The sequence below is a fragment of the Bacteroides sp. 3_1_13 genome (assembly GCF_001185845.1).
Taxonomy (GTDB): Bacteria; Bacteroidota; Bacteroidia; order Bacteroidales; family Bacteroidaceae; genus Bacteroides; species Bacteroides xylanisolvens.
This window is the reverse complement of the sequence record NZ_KQ236958.1, coordinates 38,508-56,430: the sequence shown is the minus strand read 5'-3', so window position 1 is coordinate 56,430 and position 17,923 is coordinate 38,508. Positions and strand designations below refer to the sequence as shown.

Below are 17,923 nucleotides of genomic sequence, written 5' to 3'. Positions count from 1 at the left end.
TGAAGAATTGGCTGCACCATTACGCTGCATAGTAATTCTTCATTCTTCATTTTTAGTTCTTCATTTAATTAAACGTTTGCGATGCTCATGATGTCGGCAAATACTCCGGCAGCGGTAACTCCGGCGCCGGCACCGTATCCCTGAATCATCATCGGATATTCTTTATAGCGTTCTGTAGTAAGCAGGATAATGTTGTTGCTGCCTTCCAAGCCGTAGAACGGGTGGTTGGCGCCTACTTCCTGTAAGCCGACAGAGGCTTTTCCGTTCTCCAGTTTGGCAACGAAACGCCAGTGTTTATTTTCTTTCTCCAATACTTGGCGACGGGCTTCAAAGTCTGCGTCGAGACTTGGAACACGTTTCCAGAAATCTTCCAGAGAACCTTCAAAGAAGTCATTGGGGACAAAGAGGTTCTTTTCAACATCTTCCTGTTCCAGACGGTATCCGGCTTCACGTGCCAGAATCACCAGTTTACGGATGACGTCTTTTCCACTCAAATCGATACGCGGGTCCGGTTCGGAGTAGCGTTCTTCCTGTGCCATTTTGATGGTACGGCTGAAAGGAATATCGGCACTGATCTTATTAAAAATGTAGTTCAGTGTGCCTGAAAGCACTGCTTCAATCTTCAGAATCTTGTCGCCGCTATGAATCAGGTCGTTGATCGTGTTAATAATCGGAAGACCTGCACCTACGTTTGTTTCGAACAGATATTTCACACCACGTTGGCGGGCAATCGTTTTCAGTTCGCGATAGTTTTCGTAAGCGGAAGAAGCGGCAATCTTGTTGGCTGCTACCACAGAGATATTGTGTTGCAGGAAATCTTTGTAAAGCGATGCGATATCGGCACTGGCCGTACAGTCTACAAAGACGGAATTAAAGATGTTCATTCCGATAATCTCGTCGCGGATGGTTTGCAGACTACTGTCTTTACCCTTTTCCAACAGTTCCTGACGGAAATTAGAAAGGTCGAAACCTTCACGGCTGAACATTGCTTTGGCAGCATCAATGATACCTACCACATGGAGTTTCAATCCGTTTTCCATCATGAGTTTCTGCTGTTGGCAACGAATCTGTTCTACGAGGCTGCCGCCTACCGTACCGACACCGCAGATAAAGAGGTTCAGTACCTGATATTCGGAGAGGAAGAAAGAGTCGTGAATAACGTTCAGGGATTTACGCAGAGATTTGGAATCGACCACAAAAGAGATGTTTGTTTCCGAAGCTCCCTGTGCACAGGCAATTACGTTGATACCGTTGCGTCCCAGCGTACCGAAAAGTTTACCGGCGATACCCGGGGTATGTTTCATATTCTCGCCTACGATAGCAACAGTAGCTAAATCTCTTTCCGCAAGAATCGGAGAAATCTCGCCCATCTCTATTTCTTTCGCAAATTCCTCGTTCAGCACTTCACAAGCCAGGTCGGCATCGGCATTACGCACACCGATAGAAGTACTGTTTTCCGATGAAGCCTGCGACACGAGGAATACGCTGATTCCGTTCTTAGCCAATGCTTTAAAGATGCGGTAGTTTACACCGATCACACCTACCATACCGAGTCCCTGAACAGTAATCAGGCTGGTGTCGTTGATGGAGGAAATACCTTTGATAGCCTTGCTCTGCGGGTTGGAAACTTCTTGTTTAATAACCGTTCCCACTCCGTCCGGATTGAAGGTATTCTTTATTATAATAGGAATATTCTTGTGACATACAGGATAGATAGTCGGCGGATAAACCACCTTTGCACCGAAGTTACAAAGTTCGGTCGCTTCTACATAACTCAATTCCGTAATGGTATAAGCAGTTGAAATGACACGCGGGTCAGCCGTCATAAACCCGTCTACATCCGTCCAGATTTCCAGACTTGCCGCATCCAGAGCCGCAGCAATAATGGCAGCCGTATAGTCCGATCCACCACGTCCGAGGTTCGTCACATCTCCTGTCATTTTATCCGAAGAGATGAATCCCGGCACCAGTGACACTTTAGGGATAGACTGGAAAGCCTCTTTCACCAACTTATTAGTCAGGTCAGTATCCAACGTGTGTTTACTATGTTTTCTTTCAGTCTTGATAAAAGTGCGCGAATCGAACCATTTTGCTCCGTCAATCAGTTCGGTAACGATGATGGATGAAAGGCGTTCACCATAGCTGACGATTGTATCCGAAGTCTTCGCGGAAAGGTCTCTAATCAGATAAATTCCCTGGAAGATGTCCTTCAACTCGTTCAGCAGTTCGCCAATCTGACGTTGCAACGACACTTGCTTTTCTCCGGCAGGAATCACCTCCTTAATCATCTCCACATGACGGTAAACGATTTCGCGGAACTCGCCCTCGTATGCTGAATCTCCTACTGCCGCCATCTTTGATGTATTTATCAATTTGTCAGTGATGCCTCCCAATGCGGAAACAACTACAATTACCGGCTCACTTGCCGACTCTACAATTCTCTTTACGCTTAAAATGCTGTTCACGGAACCTACGGACGTCCCGCCGAATTTCATTACTTTCATGAAGATACTTATTTAAATGCAATGTCCTGCAGTTTACTTTTTACAGAACGATTGGTTGTTTACGAATAAAATTGAAATTGAATTTTGCCTGCTTATACAAGCGTGAATCACGTAGATACACAAAAACTATCCATTAACCCCTAAGGGTCATGGTACACATGGATGTGACTGTATGTGGATAGTACTTCATCATAGTCCTTGTTTCTACTCTTGTTTTTGATAAGTGTCGCAAAAGTAATAATAAAAACGTTCAATCTATCACTTTTTTCGGTTTTTTTCTGATAAAAAGAATCTTCCGTCTTCTATTCGTCCTGTCATCCGCCTTTACTTTTATGACATTTTGCTACTTATATATCAAATATATTATTATATTTGCGAAAACAATCGCACAAAATCAGCTTATGAATCCATTAAATACTTCCGTATTGCTAATATACACCGGTGGAACAATTGGCATGATCGAGAATGCCGCGACAGGTGCTCTGGAGAACTTTAACTTCGAGCAACTGCAAAAGTATATCCCCGAACTGCAAAAGTTCAACTTCCCGATTGACACCTATCAGTTTGATCCTCCAATGGATTCGTCGGACATGGAACCGGATATGTGGCGGAAGTTGGTACGCATCATTCATGAAAATTACGACCGCTACCACGGCTTCGTCATCCTGCACGGAACGGATACAATGGCTTACACTGCTTCCGCATTAAGTTTTATGCTCGAAGGGCTCGATAAACCTGTTATCCTCACAGGTTCACAACTTCCCATAGGTGTACTCCGCACGGACGGAAAGGAAAACCTGATGACCAGCATCGAGATTGCCGTCGCACAAAACAAGGAAGGGAGGGCGCTCGTACCGGAAGTGTGCATCTTCTTTGAAAATCATCTGATGCGGGGAAACCGCACGACCAAGATGAATGCGGAAAACTTCAACGCGTTCCGTTCTTTCAATTACCCGGTATTGGCGGAAGCCGGAATCCATATCAAATATAATAATGTGCAGATTCACGTAAATGGTGAAGAGCGGGAATTGAAGCCTCATTATCTGCTAGATACCAATGTTGTGGTACTGAAACTCTTCCCGGGCATCCAGGAAAATGTGATTGCCGCCATTCTGGGGATTGACGGATTGAAGGCTGTCGTGCTCGAAACATACGGTTCGGGAAATGCTCCCCGGAAGGAATGGTTCATACGTCGGCTTTGTCAGGCCAGCGAACGTGGAATTGTGATTGTCAACGTGACGCAATGCAGCGCAGGAATGGTAGAGATGGAACGTTATGAAACGGGCTACCAGTTGTTGCAGGCAGGTGTTGTCTCCGGATACGACAGTACGACGGAGTCTGCTGTGACGAAATTAATGTTCTTACTCGGACATGGATATACAGCGGACGAGGTGCGCGACCGGATGAACCGTTCGATGGCAGGAGAGATAACTCTGTAAATTCCCTGTTTGTTTTACGCATTGAACAGATTTTATCTGAATTTGTTTTGCGCGTTGAACAAATAGGGTTTTAACTAAACAAATTCTTAAGCCAGTTCACAAATAAAATGGCCTGTTCAGAGTCTGCTCTCAAATAGCTTTTTGCAATTGCACTTCCCATAGAAACTCCGGGCTCCTCTTGCCAAGCCAGAAATGTATGAATGCGAGCCTTGGATTTATGAATTGCTTTATACTTATTCACTTTTTTATGTTCTATTACTTCCAAAGCGGCATCTACTTCATCTAACAAGTCTTTGTCATTGACAGCCAACTTAGCCAGGAAATCCTCCAACATTCCACTCAATTGATTATCAGGCATCACCCAAACTCCAATCTTCACATCGTCAGAATCATTTGGGAAAAGAATCAGCCCTTCATTTGGAAGAACATCAGGCACTGTATACTTTCCGCTTTCAACTAATATCTGAGAGATTCGTTGCCAACGCCCGGCTATATTCAAATCCGCATCAATCACAAGCCCTAATATTCGATTATTGGCAGTTTGTTTATCTATCAGAATACGAAATAATTCGATTGCTTTTTCTACTGAACCGCATGGTTTAATAAAAATATTATCCTCTAATTGATTCAATTCCCTTAAATGCGCTATCACAAACAAATCATCCGGTCCCTCTACTAATAATTTGAATGCATAATCTTCTTCTCTCCGCTTATCAGCCATTTTATCGTTTTATCTAATTTCAATATCCTGCTCCAATACCAACTCCAAGTCTTCCTTATTATCGTAAGTAACGGCTACAACTTTATTTTTACGCCGCTCTAAACGAATAAATGTCCCGTCATTTTCTATATTTTCTGCTACAAAAGCGCGAATTGCATCACGGCTATGAGTTGTTACGAAAACCTGTATATTGAGCATCCTTGACAAACTAAAAATGACTTTCCATAATTTCTGCTGAACTGAATAGTGTAACCCATTTTCAAATTCATCAATAAGCAAAACACCCTCCTTAGTATTCAACATTGCAAGAATAATAGTCAAAATACGGTTTATTCCATCTCCCATAGAACTTAATCTACGTGGCTTTGATTCTCCCTCAAACACAACATACGGTACACGCTCATCCTCATTTCTCTCACGTGAAAGTCTATTTCTGCGTCTATCATCTTTCAAGAAGTTCAAATCCACTATTCTTTGCTCTATTATTTGCAGAGCCTTCACAACCTCTTTCTGTAATGGAGTTAGAGCTAGTTTATCAAACAAAGAAGGATTATTTATCGTATTTATATCCCCCATTCTTACATATTGAACTTTATTCAACAAATCCATTTGGGAACGAGGAACCGAACCATTAAACGTATAAAGAATCTTTTGACCGAGAGAAGGAGTAATCTCCAAACCAAGTCCTATATTTTCATAATAACTACTTGGGTCGTAATTCTCTACAACAGTACGAACTGTTCTATCAAAACCACCTTCTGTTACCTGCATCTCCGTAAAATACACAAATCGTATTTCCACCTTACATTCCATATCTGATAGCATAATAGGAAGCTCAAATTTATGCTCATTATCGTAATTAGGAACAAAGGACAAAAAACTATCCAACTCCTTTCGTTGGTGGTTTTCTACATATCGGTCAGTTGACTCACCACGGAATTCCAATAATTGCATCAGCCATTCAAGACTTCCACCAGATTGAAGTATGGAAACAGCCTCTAATAGCGAAGATTTACCTACGTTATTTTCACCTGCTATCAAATTCACACGTCCCAATTTATCGATTTGTAAACTCTCCAGGTTCTTATAATTCTTTATATACAAACTATTCATATTGAACGGTATTTTGTGTATTATCACAACAAAGATAGTTATTATTGTGATTCGCCTTACATAATTGAATTAAAATCAATGAGATTTGTTTTGTGCTTTGGGCTATTTATAGTTACTTTTGCTCCAAAAGCAAGTTGACGAGACTTATTTAGTTAGAATAAGAGATAAAATGGCAAAAGAGAAAACCGTATATGTATGCAGTAATTGCGGACAGGATTCACCGAAATGGGTGGGTAAATGTCCGTCGTGTGGAGAATGGAATACGTATGTTGAAGAAATCGTACGGAAAGAACCTACCAACCGCCGCCCGGTGTCGGGCATTGAAACACAGAAACCCAAACCACTGGCACTTAGCGATATTGAAGCGGACGACGAGCCACGCATCAATATGCACGATGATGAATTGAATCGCGTATTGGGTGGCGGACTTGTACAAGGTTCTCTTGTCCTGATAGGCGGTGAGCCGGGAATCGGTAAATCCACGCTCGTCATGCAGACCGTACTGCACATGCCGGAAAAGAAAATCCTTTATGTGTCCGGTGAAGAAAGTGCACGACAGCTTAAACTCCGTGCCGATCGTCTCTCTGACGCTTCCAGTGATTGCCTGATCGTTTGTGAGACTTCGCTCGAACAAATTTACGTGCATATCAAGAATACGAATCCCGATTTAGTGATTATTGACTCTATACAGACTATTTCCACCGAGAGTATCGAATCATCTCCCGGAAGTATTGCGCAAGTCAGAGAGTGTTCGGCATCTATTCTTCGTTTCGCGAAAGAAACGCATACCCCTGTGTTGCTGATCGGTCATATTAATAAAGAAGGAAGTATTGCAGGACCTAAAGTATTGGAACATATCGTCGATACCGTCCTTCAATTTGAAGGCGATCAGCATTATATGTATCGTATTCTGCGCAGCATCAAGAATCGTTTCGGCAGTACGGCAGAGTTAGGGATTTATGAAATGCGTCAGGATGGGTTGCGCCAGGTGAATAATCCTTCCGAGCTTTTGCTTAGTCAGGATCATGAGGGAATGAGTGGAGTGGCTATTGCTTCCGCTATCGAAGGAATCCGCCCGTTCTTGATCGAGACACAGGCTTTGGTCAGTTCTGCTGTTTATGGAAATCCTCAACGTTCGGCAACCGGTTTCGATTTAAGAAGAATGAATATGCTGCTGGCTGTTCTCGAAAAACGTGTCGGATTTAAGCTGGCACAGAAAGATGTGTTCCTGAATATTGCCGGAGGACTGAAGGTGAATGACCCGGCTATCGACTTGCCGGTTATCAGTGCCATCCTTTCGTCCAATATGGACGCAGCCATTGAGCCGGAAGTTTGCATGGCGGGAGAAATCGGACTGTCGGGAGAGATACGTCCTGTGAATCGAATTGAGCAACGTATTGGTGAAGCCGAGAAATTGGGTTTTAAACGGTTCTTGTTGCCAAAATATAATTTGCAAGGGATTGACACTAAGAAACTGAAGATCGAGTTAGTTCCGGTGAGAAAGGTGGAAGAGGCGTTCAGGGCTCTATTCGGATAGGGCACTGATAAATAGTCACTGATAAATAAATGATCCGCTTTATCAATTTTATAGTCAAAAATAATATCAACAATAACTAAATGATACAAGAATACCAACTCCGCATCCTTCCCGAAATCGCAGCAAACGAACAGAAACTAAAAGAATATCTTTCTAAAGAAAAAGGTTTGAACCTGCGTGACATCACTGCTACCCGAATCTTGAAACGGAGCATCGATGCACGGCAGCGGACTATCTTTGTCAATCTGAAGGTACGAGCTTATATCCGTGAGATGCCTAAAGATGATGAATACGAGCATACTATATATAATAAGGTAGAGGGAAAGCCGCAAGTGATTGTCGTGGGCGCAGGTCCCGGCGGACTATTTGCAGCCCTGCGCCTCATCGAACTGGGGTTACGTCCCGTTGTTATCGAACGCGGAAAAGACGTACGCGAGCGGAAAAAAGATTTAGCACAAATCAGCAGGGAACACACGGTTGACCCGGAATCAAATTACAGTTTTGGCGAAGGCGGTGCAGGAGCTTATTCGGATGGGAAACTCTACACCCGGAGCAAAAAGAGAGGGAATATAGATAAGATATTGAACGTGTTCTGCCAGCATGGGGCTTCTACGGCGATATTAGTAGACGCGCATCCGCATATCGGGACAGACAAGTTGCCACGTGTCATTGAAAATATGCGGAATACCATCATCGAGTGTGGCGGAGAAGTACATTTCCAGACGCGAATGGAGGCACTGATTATCGAGAATGACGAAGTAAAAGGTATCGAAACAAATACAGGAAAGACTTTTCTCGGACCTGTGATACTGGCAACCGGACATTCGGCGAGAGATGTATATCGTTGGCTGGCTGCGAATCATGTGGCGATTGAAGCGAAAGGCATTGCAGTCGGTGTCCGTTTGGAGCATCCGGCAATGTTGATCGATCAGATACAATATCATAACAAGGAGGGACGAGGCAAGTATCTGCCTGCCGCAGAATATAGCTTCGTCACACAGGTTGAAGGCAGAGGAGTGTATAGCTTCTGTATGTGCCCCGGCGGTTTCATTGTTCCTGCTGCCAGCGGACCGGAGCAAGTGGTAGTGAACGGAATGTCTCCTTCTAATCGTGGCTCGCGATGGAGCAATTCGGGCATGGTGGTGGAAGTGCAACCAGAGGATTTAATAAGTGGAGAGTGGAGAGTGGAGAATGGAGAGTTAGCTGCGCAACGAAATGAACAGCTACTGGCTCTTAACCCATCTCTAAACAACTCTCAACTCTCAACTCTCAATTCTCAACTTCTTCCCCTTTACTTTCAGGAAGAACAGGAACGTCAATGCTGGTTGCAAGGAGGCAGAAGGCAGACAGCACCGGCACAGCGTATGCAGGACTTCACCCGCAAAAAATTGAGTTACGACTTACCCGAATCTTCTTACAGCCCGGGATTGATTTCTTCTCCGCTTCATTTCTGGATGCCGGAGTTTATCAGCAAAAGATTATCTCTCGGTTTCCAGCAATTCGGACGTTACAGTCATGGCTTCCTCACTAATGAAGCGGTGATGATCGGCGTAGAGACACGTACTTCTTCGCCTGTCCGCATCGTACGCGATAAAGAGACATTGCAACATACAACCGTTCGCGGATTATTCCCTTGTGGAGAAGGTGCAGGCTATGCCGGAGGGATTGTTTCTGCCGGAGTGGATGGAGAACGGTGTGCGGAAGCGGTAGCCAATTATTTCAATCGTTAACTAAAACTACATGAAAATGAATCATCAACCCGAAATAGCCATTGTAGAAGCAAACACACTAACCAGTCTCGGCCTGAAAGGAATTCTGGAGGAAATGATTCCTATGGCAACCATACGTACCTTCCATCAATTCAGTGAACTGATGGACGATACGCCGGATATGTATGCCCATTATTTCATTTCCGCACAGATTTATGTGGAGCACAATGCTTTCTTTCTCCCCCGGAAACGAAAAACAATTGTATTGGCAAGCGACAGTCCGCAATTCCAACTGTCCGGCGTGCCTGTACTCAACATCCATGAATCCGAGGAAGAATTGGTGAAAAATATATTGAAACTCCATCAACACGCCCACCACAACGGTTATCCGGTGAAAGATATGCCATCCATGCCTCCGGCGCAGCCTCATCAGGAAATTCTATCTTCCCGTGAAATAGAAGTGCTCGTACTGATAACCAAAGGATTAATCAACAAAGAAATAGCAGATAAACTGAATATCAGCCTGACCACCGTTATCACTCACCGGAAAAATATCACAGAGAAATTAGGTATCAAGTCCGTCTCCGGACTGACTATTTATGCGGTAATGAACGGGTATATAGAAGCAGACCGAATCTGATTCACCACAGAGGACGCAGAGGATAAAAAGGATAAAGAAGGTAAAGAGAAAAACTTTCCACACTTTTTCCCAAAAACACTCAAACAGTCTGTATCAGAGAATGAGTGAAGATGTTACCTTCACTATACCCTCTGTGTCCTCTGCGTCCTCTGTGGTGAAAATTGTGGTGAAAACTGTGGTGAAACAAATCCTAATAAATGAGGATTGACCATTGTCTATATTTGCCGTTACTTTGCAGCAGATAAATGAACAGCAGATGAAGAGAAAGAATTTTATGATTGCCCTTACGCTCCTGACGACTGGTACAGCATGGGCAGAAGATTTCCCGAAAGACTCACTAAAAATAGTAGACATCGAAGAAGTGGTAGTGATTGCCACTCCGAAAGAGAATCGTAAGTTGCGTGAATTACCGGTGGCAGCCACTGTTTTATCACAAGATAATATGCGTGCCAATCAGGTGAACTCTGTGAAAAACCTGACAGGCATCGTCCCTAATCTGTTTATCCCCGATTATGGTTCCAAACTGACCACTTCCATTTATATCCGTGGAATCGGCTCACGTATCAACACTCCGTCCGTAGGACTTTATGTAGACAACATCCCTTATATCGACAAATCCGCTTTCGACTTCAACTATGCTGATATCGAACGTATTGATATTCTCCGCGGACCACAAGGCACTCTCTACGGGCGTAATACGATGGGAGGACTTATCAAAGTGCACACAAAATCGCCTTTCACTTATCAAGGTACTGATATCCGCATGGGAGCAGCGACCTACAATAATTATAATGTGTCACTCACCCACTATCACCGGACATCCGACCGCTTCGCCTTTTCTACCGGAGGTTTCTACGAACACACAGGTGGCTTCTTTGAAAATTCGGCAAGAAACAACGAAAAGGTAGACAAGAGCAATGCCGGTGGCGGACGTTTCCGTGGTATTTACCTGCCTACTTCGAACCTGAAAATAGATATGGCCCTTAGCTATGAATATAGCGATCAGGGCGGATATCCGTATTACTATACCGGGATTACCCCCAGTGCGATAGCTAAAGCGAAAGAAAATGGTAAGGAAATGACAGAAGACCGGGCAGATTATATCGGTAAGATTTCATATAACGACCGCAGCAGTTACCGCCGTGGATTGCTCAACTCCGGTGTTAACATCGAATATCAAGCCAACAACTTTATATTAAGTGCCGTGACAGGTTATCAGAACCTGAACGACCGCATGTTTCTCGATCAGGATTTCACAGAAAGAGATATTTTCAATATTGAGCAAAAGCAACGTGCAAACACCATTTCCGAAGAGATTGTGTTGAAAGCCAAACCCGGAAAAAGATGGCAGTGGGCTACGGGAGCTTTCGGATTCTATCAATGGCTGCATACTACAGGTCCTGTTCTGTTTAAAGAAGAAGGAGTGAAGTCGGTCATTGAAAACAACGCCAATGCAGCTTTTGAAGAAGTATCTGCCAAACCCGGAGCTCCCACCATGGGAATGACCGTACATAACCCGTCATTAAGCGTAGGAGGAACTTTCGATACCCCGACTCTTAGCGGTGCACTTTATCATCAGTCTACTTTCAACAACTTGTTCATAGAAGGACTGTCCGTTACAGCCGGCCTCCGGCTCGATTACGAGAAAATCAGTATGAAGTATAATTCTCTTAGCACTCCTATCGACTTTGGTTTTGATTTTCACTTAGCTATGGGACCCAACCAAATAAACTTGTCTGATCAGAATATGAAAGCCCCTGCCTCTTTCGTTGGCAAGCTCTCTACTGATTATGTACAGCTCCTACCCAAATTTGCTATTCAATATGAATGGAAGAATCAAAATAACGTTTATGCCACCGTCACCCGGGGATATCGTTCGGGAGGATATAACATCCAAATGTTCTCTGACTTATCACAAACAGAATTGAAAAATTCGATGATGAATGCCATCAAAGAAAGTCCGACAATAGGGCAAGATGCCACCTGGGGAAAAACCATCATTAATATGATGAACCAAATGGTACCTACAAAAGAGATTGATGTAAAAGCGTCCACCACTTACAAACCCGAATATTCGTGGAACTACGAAGTAGGTAGTCACCTTACTCTATGGGAAGGAAGACTTTGGGCTGACGTCGCAGCATTCTATATGGATACCCGCGACCAACAACTCTCCCAATTTGCAGAAAGTGGTCTGGGACGTATCACGATCAATGCAGGAAAAAGCCGTAGCTATGGTGCAGAAGCAGCCCTTCGTGCCAGTGTGACAAAAGAACTTAGCCTGAATGTCAGTTACGGATATACGTATGCCACCTTTACGGATTATGTAATCACCGAAGAGCAAAAAGACGGCACTTTTAAAGTAACCGCAGATTATAATGGCAAATATGTTCCCTTTGTCCCCAAACATACCTTAAATATCGGAGGAGAATACGCCATCACCTGCAGTCCGCGCTCTATCTTCGACCGGGTTGTATTCCAAGCTAATTATAACGCTGCCGGACGTATCTACTGGACTGAACAAAACGATGTCAGCCAATCTTTCTATGGCACACTCAACTGGAGAACGAATCTGGAAATCGGTGACGCAATGATTAGTTTCTGGGCACGCAACTTCTTGAATAAAGAATATGCCGCCTTCTATTTCGAAACAATGAACAAAGGTTTTATGCAGAAAGGACGCCCAATGCAATTTGGGGTAGATCTCCGCTGCCGGTTCTAATCATTTTCACTCATAGAGATATTATTTAGTCATTTTATTGTCAGCTAAAGATTTTATCCATATAGAACAATGATTATCAAGTCATTGACACCTGACAATAAGTGCTGACAATAACCCAAAAACAGGCTGACAATAAAAGATTCGGACTTTTATTGTCAGCCTGTCTCTTATAGATTGATGGCATGGAATACGTGATAGAAGAACGTATGCCTCTATGAAGTATGCATTATAAAGCCGTTATACTTAATTAATCCAATAGGCATTGTTCTCTTAACCCTACGCTATCTTTACCTTTCCATGGCTGTGGTAGCTTCTCTTCACGGCCGTGGAGAGATCTCGTCACGGCTGTGGGAAGAAGTCACCACGGCCGTGGGAAGGTAAAGATAGCGGTACCTTCACACAACTATACCGGCATCTTAACGGAACTATACCGGTACTCTGGCATTACTTTACCTACAGTTTCCTATTGGTTTGCTTATATCTAAGATTATCTTGCCCACATCTAATACACTTCAACTACACTCCACCACGATTAAGCAAGTTTCTCTGTTCCATCAGATACACGCGTCATCTGATAAGCGATACGCTCTGTACCGTTCTTTACATAAATGATGCCACAGCGTTGAAAACCATACTTCGTCAATATATGCTGCATGACTTTATTGTCCCGATGAGTATCTACCCGGAGATTGGGCCAACGTTCGAAACACCAGTTCAAGCAGGTTTCCGATACCCCCTTCTGTTTTCCGTTCGTTGCCAGCCGATGAATCACTCCATAAGGTTCATTATTGAGCCATGTTCCTTCATAAATCTGTTGATAAGTAGGGTCGTCTCCCAAGATAAAACAAAAAGTCCCCAAAATTTCTCCCTGTTCATCTATGCAGACAAAGCTATGTCCATCTTCAATTTCCTGACGAATCAATACTTCAGAAGGATAACCGTCAATCCATTGAGTAGTATTTCCGGTTGCACGCATAAAGGCACGGGCATAGTCATAAATCTCCATCACTAAAGGGAGATCTTTTATTTCGGTAGATCTGATTTCCATCATTTGAAAAGTTATTCAAGAATAAAACAGATAATAAAATTACTCATTGATAGCTCCACAATGGGGGCATACACCTTTTTGCTTCAACTTTTCCCCACAACGCCCACAACGATACTTATACCCAATGTTCCGATGGACTTTCTTCGCAAAAACCAGCATAAAAAAGGCAAGGAACAGATAACCGATATAAATATGTGTCATCAGGATAAAGAAGAAATAGCAGAAAATACAACAAGACATCAACCCCAGCAGATAAAAGATAGCTGCAGCGGGAGTCAACTGTCGGAACAAATCATCCAGCACCGCCAAAGCGACTATCAAAAACAGCCAAATACTCAACAAGAAGACAGAGAGAATAAAAGGAACTTTGAACGGCGACAAAGTAGGATTGAAATAAAAATGCTCCCACGTTTCCGGCACAAAGACCTGCATCGATTCGTAAATCGTTGCACTGAAAGCCATCAACAAACAGAGAAATAACGGATAAACACTATCTATATCATTAAAATAGACCATCTGCAACTGCTTTCGACGAAAAGCGCGAAACAGATATACACCGACGAATAAAGCGAAGATGATAATGAAATAAGAAGCATGCGTATCACTGAAAAGATGAATGGCCTGCGAAATACTATCAGTCGGCACAAATGACTTCTTGAGTTCTTTTTCACGTATCCAGCCCTGTTCATCCTGTGTGTGAGCCAGCTTCACCCAAACACTGTCTACACTATCGGCAGGGTGAACCGCAAACTCTGCCACCACTACCCTATCCCCTTTATTCAACTGAATAAAAGTATCTTTTATCGGAAGACATTCCAAAGAGATGGAATCATCGACTACTTCCAAGTTTGTATTCCATGTATAATGCCGTTCGTACAAGTAAGTCAACGAGTCTTTCGTCTTCTTCGACAGTTCTTCCGAATCCAAAGCCGGTGCTTTATAATAACAAGATGAGAGCAAAAGTAAACATAGTAGGAGGTTCATCACTGTTTTCATCACTATTTTCACCACAGAGGACACAGAGGATAAAAAGGATAAAGAGGGTAAAAAGGGGAAAGAGGGTAAAGAGAAAAACTTTCTACACTTTTTCCCAAAAACACTCAAACAGTCTGTATCAGAAGAATGAGTGAAGATGTCACCTCCACTATATCCTCTGTGTCCTCTGCGTCCTCTGTGGTGAAAACTGTGGTGAAAATTGTGAATAATGATTCTCATTGAGCCGCTTTTACTTTCATTTGACAATTCTTACAATCAAATTCCAGACGAAAACGTTTGCCGTCATTTGACACCAGGTAATAGGGTTCTTTATAAGGTGAACGTACCCGTTGATGGATGGGACACCATCCCATACTGTAACGCAAACAATGTTTGCAGAACATCAGTACCGCATCTTCCACCGCTTCTTTTTCGTAAGCCGCTGCTACCTGTTGAACCCCATGCTCCTGATAGAAAGAGGCTGCACGAGTATTCATGACATTTCCCAGATAGGTTAGCGTCGTTTGTGGAAAAGCATGATTGGTTGACTTCCATACCGACAATTCCTGACGGTAATTGATTCGACGGGCAGTTATTAACCGGTCGATTGCCTGCCGGCGGAAATCGGCTAATACCGAAGCCGGCAGAAACCAGTTGTCGGTAAAAGAGATTTCTATTTCTTTTGCTTCGAAAGGCGTATTCCCCAATTTGGACAGTTGCGTTTTCAGGTTGTCCGTCTGCGGAGTCCGGGCCGGCTCTTTTTCACGTGGAAGGGTGATTGTGACTCTATTATCATCTTCGTCAGTCAATGTCAAAGAGAAACCGGAATGATGGTCGGCAAGCAACATTCGTACTGCGATTTTCCTTTCGGCAGACTTACGGGAAAGCACTCGTTCAAATTCTTGGTCGAAATTACGATATAATGTGGTACGAGGCTTGATGCGAGGCATTTCCTGTGGATATAGTTTGTTGCTGTCCACCCGGTTGATGCGGAATCCCTGTAAACGTCCCTGTTCGTCGATATAACAAACACCGTCTCCATTGTTAAAGGATTTAAGTCCCGCAACCGTCAGATAATTGCCGCGAATCTCCTTCACAGTCCCCATCTCCTCGCCCAACGACTTGGGAGTGTCGAAAGAGAAAATCTCTTTGTCACGTCCATGCAGGAAATAATGTGTGAATCCACGGCTGAAACTCTTATCCAGTTGCGGCTTAAACTCGAAATTGCACGTACCCGAAGAAGCCCTTACATATTCCGGACGACGGGCAAAGATGGCATCCAGCTTCTGACGATAAGCGGCCGTTACATTCTTCACGTAAGAAACGTCTTTCAGTCGCCCTTCTATCTTGAACGAGGAAGCTCCGGCATCCAGCAATTGCTCCAGCTCGTCACTTTGATTCATATCTTTCAGGGAAAGCAGATGTTTGTCTTTGACAATCACTTTCCCGTCCGCGTCTACCAGACTAAAAGGTAACCGGCAGAATTGCGCACATTCTCCCCGGTTGGCACTACGACCGAAACAGGCTTGGCTGACATAGCACTGCCCGCTATAGCTGACACAAAGTGCCCCATGTACGAATACCTCTAAAGGCACTTCCGGACAATTTTCGTGTATCTTTTTTATTTCACGCAACGATAGTTCCCGCGCCAGGACTACTTGCCGGAAACCCGCCTCCCAAAGGAATTTTACTTTTTCCGGTGTACGGTTGTCCATCTGTGTACTGGCATGAAGCGGTATCGGAGGAAGATTCAACTTCGTGATCCCCATGTCCTGCACAATCAGCGCGTCTACGCCAATCCGATAAAGTGCATGAATCATCTCCTCCGTCTCTTTCAACTCTTCTTCTTTCAGAATCGTATTGACCGTGACATAAATACGTGCATGATACAAATGGGCATGCTGCACCAATGCTTCAATATCTTCCAATGAGTTCACAGCCGCCGCACGGGCACCGAACTTCGGAGCACCGATATATACTGCATCTGCCCCATGATTGATAGCTTCAATGCCACATTCCAGGTTTTTCGCCGGAGCGAGAAGTTCTATTTTACGCTGCTTTATCATTGAATATCGTTGATGTTGTAAGGTGTTTCCTGATAAACGAAGTAGTTCAGCCAATTGGAGAACAACAAATTGGCATGAGCACGCCAACGTACCAACGGGCCTTTTTCAGGATCATTGTCTATATAATAATTGCGGGGCATCTCTATCGGCAAGCCTTTATCTAGATCGCGACGGTATTCCGTGTCCAGTGTCAGCGGAGAATATTCGGAGTGTCCCGTGACAAAGAATTCACGACCGCCCCGTGCCATTGCCATATAGACACCGGCATCTTCCGATTCGGAAAGCAACGTCAGTTCCGGAACTTTCAGAATGTCTTCCCTGCGTACTTCTGTATGACGGCTATGCGGCACATAGAAACAATCATCAAAACCACGGAAGATGGAGTGGAAAGGTTCCAATACCCGATGTTCAAAGATACCGAACATCTTCTCTTTCAACGGATATTTAGGAACCCCATAATGATGATACAATCCGGCCTGCGCAGCCCAGCATATATATAAGGTAGAAGTGACATGCGTACGTGCCCAATCAAAGATTTCCGTAATCTCATCCCAATAGGTCACCTCCTCGAAGTCCATCTGTTCTACAGGAGCTCCGGTGATAATCATACCATCATACTTCTCGTGACGCATCTGGTCGAAATCCGTATAGAACGTTTTCATGTGTTCTATCGGCGTATTCTTTGACGTGTGGCTCTTGATCTTCATAAATGAAATCTCCACCTGAAGAGGTGTATTGGAGAGTAAACGCACCAAGTCTGTTTCCGTTGTAATTTTCAACGGCATCAGATTCAGAATCACAATCCGTAGCGGACGAATATCCTGTTGCGTAGCGCGGGAAGTGTCGATCACAAAAATATTCTCTTCCTTCAAAAGCTCTATCGCAGGTAGTTTATCGGGTAAATTTAAAGGCATAATCGCTATATATTAGTAATTTGAGTGCAAAAATACGAAAAATATAGCAGATTATAGGGAGGTAGCTTATTTAGAAGACGTACAAATTAAGTCAATTTAAACATAGAAGCATAACAACCAATCAATAAAAGCCTTATTTTTGCCGGAGAAATTAGTACTAATAATTTAAATCTTAGAAAAATGGCATACGTAATTAGTGACGATTGTATTGCTTGCGGAACTTGCATTGACGAGTGTCCGGTAGAAGCTATCTCTGAAGGTGATATCTATTCTATCAACCCAGATGTATGTACTGACTGTGGTACTTGTGCAGACGTTTGTCCGTCTGAAGCAATTCACCCGGCTGAATAATACAAGTTACAAAAAGAGTATAGGCTGCTTTCTATGGAAGGCAGCCTTTTTTTATTGCTCTTTCTTCACCACAGATTACACAGATTAATGGCTCACCCGCAATTTCTTGGGGGTAACTATTTGTAGCTTTCTTTAAAGTGATTACTTTTGTAATATGACAGAAGCAGCATTAATATCTTTAGCT

General features: G+C 43.6%; 13 protein-coding genes. 6 read left to right on the top strand and 7 right to left on the bottom strand.

What is annotated here, in order from left to right:
- Positions 1-68: 68 nt before the first annotated feature.
- Positions 69-2,504: a bifunctional aspartate kinase/homoserine dehydrogenase I gene (gene thrA, locus HMPREF9009_RS23580; protein ID WP_049703553.1), complete on the bottom strand. Its 2,436-nt coding sequence runs from the start codon at positions 2,502-2,504 to the stop codon at positions 69-71.
- 401 nt (positions 2,505-2,905) lie between these two features.
- On the opposite strand from thrA, the gene HMPREF9009_RS23575 reads away from it, so the two are divergent.
- Entirely contained in the window at positions 2,906-3,943 is a 1,038-nt protein-coding gene (locus tag HMPREF9009_RS23575) for an asparaginase (RefSeq protein ID WP_008025258.1), read from the top strand.
- Positions 3,944-4,013: 70 nt separating this feature from the next.
- On the opposite strand, the gene HMPREF9009_RS23570 is transcribed toward HMPREF9009_RS23575, so the two are convergent.
- Together HMPREF9009_RS23570 and HMPREF9009_RS23565 are read right to left on the bottom strand one after the other, a co-directional pair.
- Entirely contained in the window at positions 4,014-4,664 is a 651-nt protein-coding gene (locus HMPREF9009_RS23570; protein ID WP_049703552.1) for a DUF3226 domain-containing protein, read from the bottom strand.
- A gap of 9 nt (positions 4,665-4,673) precedes the next feature.
- A complete protein-coding gene (locus tag HMPREF9009_RS23565; protein WP_049703551.1) occupies positions 4,674-5,777 on the bottom strand; it encodes an AAA family ATPase in 1,104 nt (367 codons plus the stop codon).
- Positions 5,778-5,946: 169 nt separating this feature from the next.
- Here HMPREF9009_RS23565 and radA point away from each other — a divergent pair, with 169 nt between their 5' ends.
- The 4 genes from radA to HMPREF9009_RS23545 all read left to right on the top strand — a co-directional run bounded on the left by radA (position 5,947) and on the right by HMPREF9009_RS23545 (position 12,385).
- A complete protein-coding gene (gene radA, locus HMPREF9009_RS23560; RefSeq protein WP_049703550.1) occupies positions 5,947-7,314 on the top strand; it encodes a DNA repair protein RadA in 1,368 nt (455 codons plus the stop codon).
- Between the two features lie 80 nt (positions 7,315-7,394).
- The gene (locus HMPREF9009_RS23555) at positions 7,395-9,044 is read left to right on the top strand and encodes an NAD(P)/FAD-dependent oxidoreductase (RefSeq protein WP_049703549.1); all 1,650 of its coding nucleotides are present in this window, start codon (positions 7,395-7,397) and stop codon (positions 9,042-9,044) included.
- Positions 9,045-9,060: 16 nt separating this feature from the next.
- Positions 9,061-9,663, top strand: coding sequence for a response regulator transcription factor (locus HMPREF9009_RS23550; protein ID WP_008640722.1), 603 nt, complete (start codon positions 9,061-9,063; stop codon positions 9,661-9,663).
- A 256-nt stretch (positions 9,664-9,919) separates the two neighbouring features.
- Complete coding sequence (locus tag HMPREF9009_RS23545) at positions 9,920-12,385, top strand: TonB-dependent receptor (protein ID WP_049703610.1); 2,466 nt, start codon at positions 9,920-9,922, stop codon at positions 12,383-12,385.
- 532 nt (positions 12,386-12,917) lie between these two features.
- On the opposite strand, the gene HMPREF9009_RS23540 is transcribed toward HMPREF9009_RS23545, so the two are convergent.
- Genes HMPREF9009_RS23540 through metA form a run of 4 tightly spaced genes read right to left on the bottom strand, consistent with a single transcriptional unit; the run spans position 12,918 to position 17,388 of the window.
- Positions 12,918-13,436: a GNAT family N-acetyltransferase gene (locus tag HMPREF9009_RS23540; RefSeq protein WP_004314570.1), complete on the bottom strand. Its 519-nt coding sequence runs from the start codon at positions 13,434-13,436 to the stop codon at positions 12,918-12,920.
- A 36-nt stretch (positions 13,437-13,472) separates the two neighbouring features.
- A complete protein-coding gene (locus HMPREF9009_RS23535; protein ID WP_192918831.1) occupies positions 13,473-14,648 on the bottom strand; it encodes a zinc ribbon domain-containing protein in 1,176 nt (391 codons plus the stop codon).
- Positions 14,645-16,474 (bottom strand): peptidase U32 family protein, encoded by a 1,830-nt coding sequence (locus HMPREF9009_RS23530; protein ID WP_049703548.1) that lies wholly within the window; start codon positions 16,472-16,474, stop codon positions 14,645-14,647. Before HMPREF9009_RS23530 ends, HMPREF9009_RS23535 begins: the two co-directional genes overlap by 4 nt.
- A complete protein-coding gene (gene metA / locus HMPREF9009_RS23525; RefSeq protein WP_004314573.1) occupies positions 16,471-17,388 on the bottom strand; it encodes a homoserine O-acetyltransferase MetA in 918 nt (305 codons plus the stop codon). Before metA ends, HMPREF9009_RS23530 begins: the two co-directional genes overlap by 4 nt.
- A gap of 180 nt (positions 17,389-17,568) precedes the next feature.
- Here metA and HMPREF9009_RS23520 point away from each other — a divergent pair, with 180 nt between their 5' ends.
- Positions 17,569-17,739 (top strand): DUF362 domain-containing protein, encoded by a 171-nt coding sequence (locus HMPREF9009_RS23520; RefSeq protein ID WP_002559159.1) that lies wholly within the window; start codon positions 17,569-17,571, stop codon positions 17,737-17,739.
- Positions 17,740-17,923 lie beyond the last annotated feature (184 nt).

Coding starts and splice junctions, on each gene's coding strand:
- thrA (WP_049703553.1), bottom strand. CDS start 2,504: ATGAAAGTAATGAAATTCGGCGGGACGTCCGTAGGTTCCGTGAACAGC.
- HMPREF9009_RS23575 (WP_008025258.1), top strand. CDS start 2,906: ATGAATCCATTAAATACTTCCGTATTGCTAATATACACCGGTGGAACA.
- HMPREF9009_RS23570 (WP_049703552.1), bottom strand. CDS start 4,664: ATGGCTGATAAGCGGAGAGAAGAAGATTATGCATTCAAATTATTAGTA.
- HMPREF9009_RS23565 (WP_049703551.1), bottom strand. CDS start 5,777: ATGAATAGTTTGTATATAAAGAATTATAAGAACCTGGAGAGTTTACAA.
- radA (WP_049703550.1), top strand. CDS start 5,947: ATGGCAAAAGAGAAAACCGTATATGTATGCAGTAATTGCGGACAGGAT.
- HMPREF9009_RS23555 (WP_049703549.1), top strand. CDS start 7,395: ATGATACAAGAATACCAACTCCGCATCCTTCCCGAAATCGCAGCAAAC.
- HMPREF9009_RS23550 (WP_008640722.1), top strand. CDS start 9,061: ATGAATCATCAACCCGAAATAGCCATTGTAGAAGCAAACACACTAACC.
- HMPREF9009_RS23545 (WP_049703610.1), top strand. CDS start 9,920: ATGAAGAGAAAGAATTTTATGATTGCCCTTACGCTCCTGACGACTGGT.
- HMPREF9009_RS23540 (WP_004314570.1), bottom strand. CDS start 13,436: ATGATGGAAATCAGATCTACCGAAATAAAAGATCTCCCTTTAGTGATG.
- HMPREF9009_RS23535 (WP_192918831.1), bottom strand. CDS start 14,648: ATGAGAATCATTATTCACAATTTTCACCACAGTTTTCACCACAGAGGA.
- HMPREF9009_RS23530 (WP_049703548.1), bottom strand. CDS start 16,474: ATGATAAAGCAGCGTAAAATAGAACTTCTCGCTCCGGCGAAAAACCTG.
- metA (WP_004314573.1), bottom strand. CDS start 17,388: ATGCCTTTAAATTTACCCGATAAACTACCTGCGATAGAGCTTTTGAAG.
- HMPREF9009_RS23520 (WP_002559159.1), top strand. CDS start 17,569: ATGGCATACGTAATTAGTGACGATTGTATTGCTTGCGGAACTTGCATT.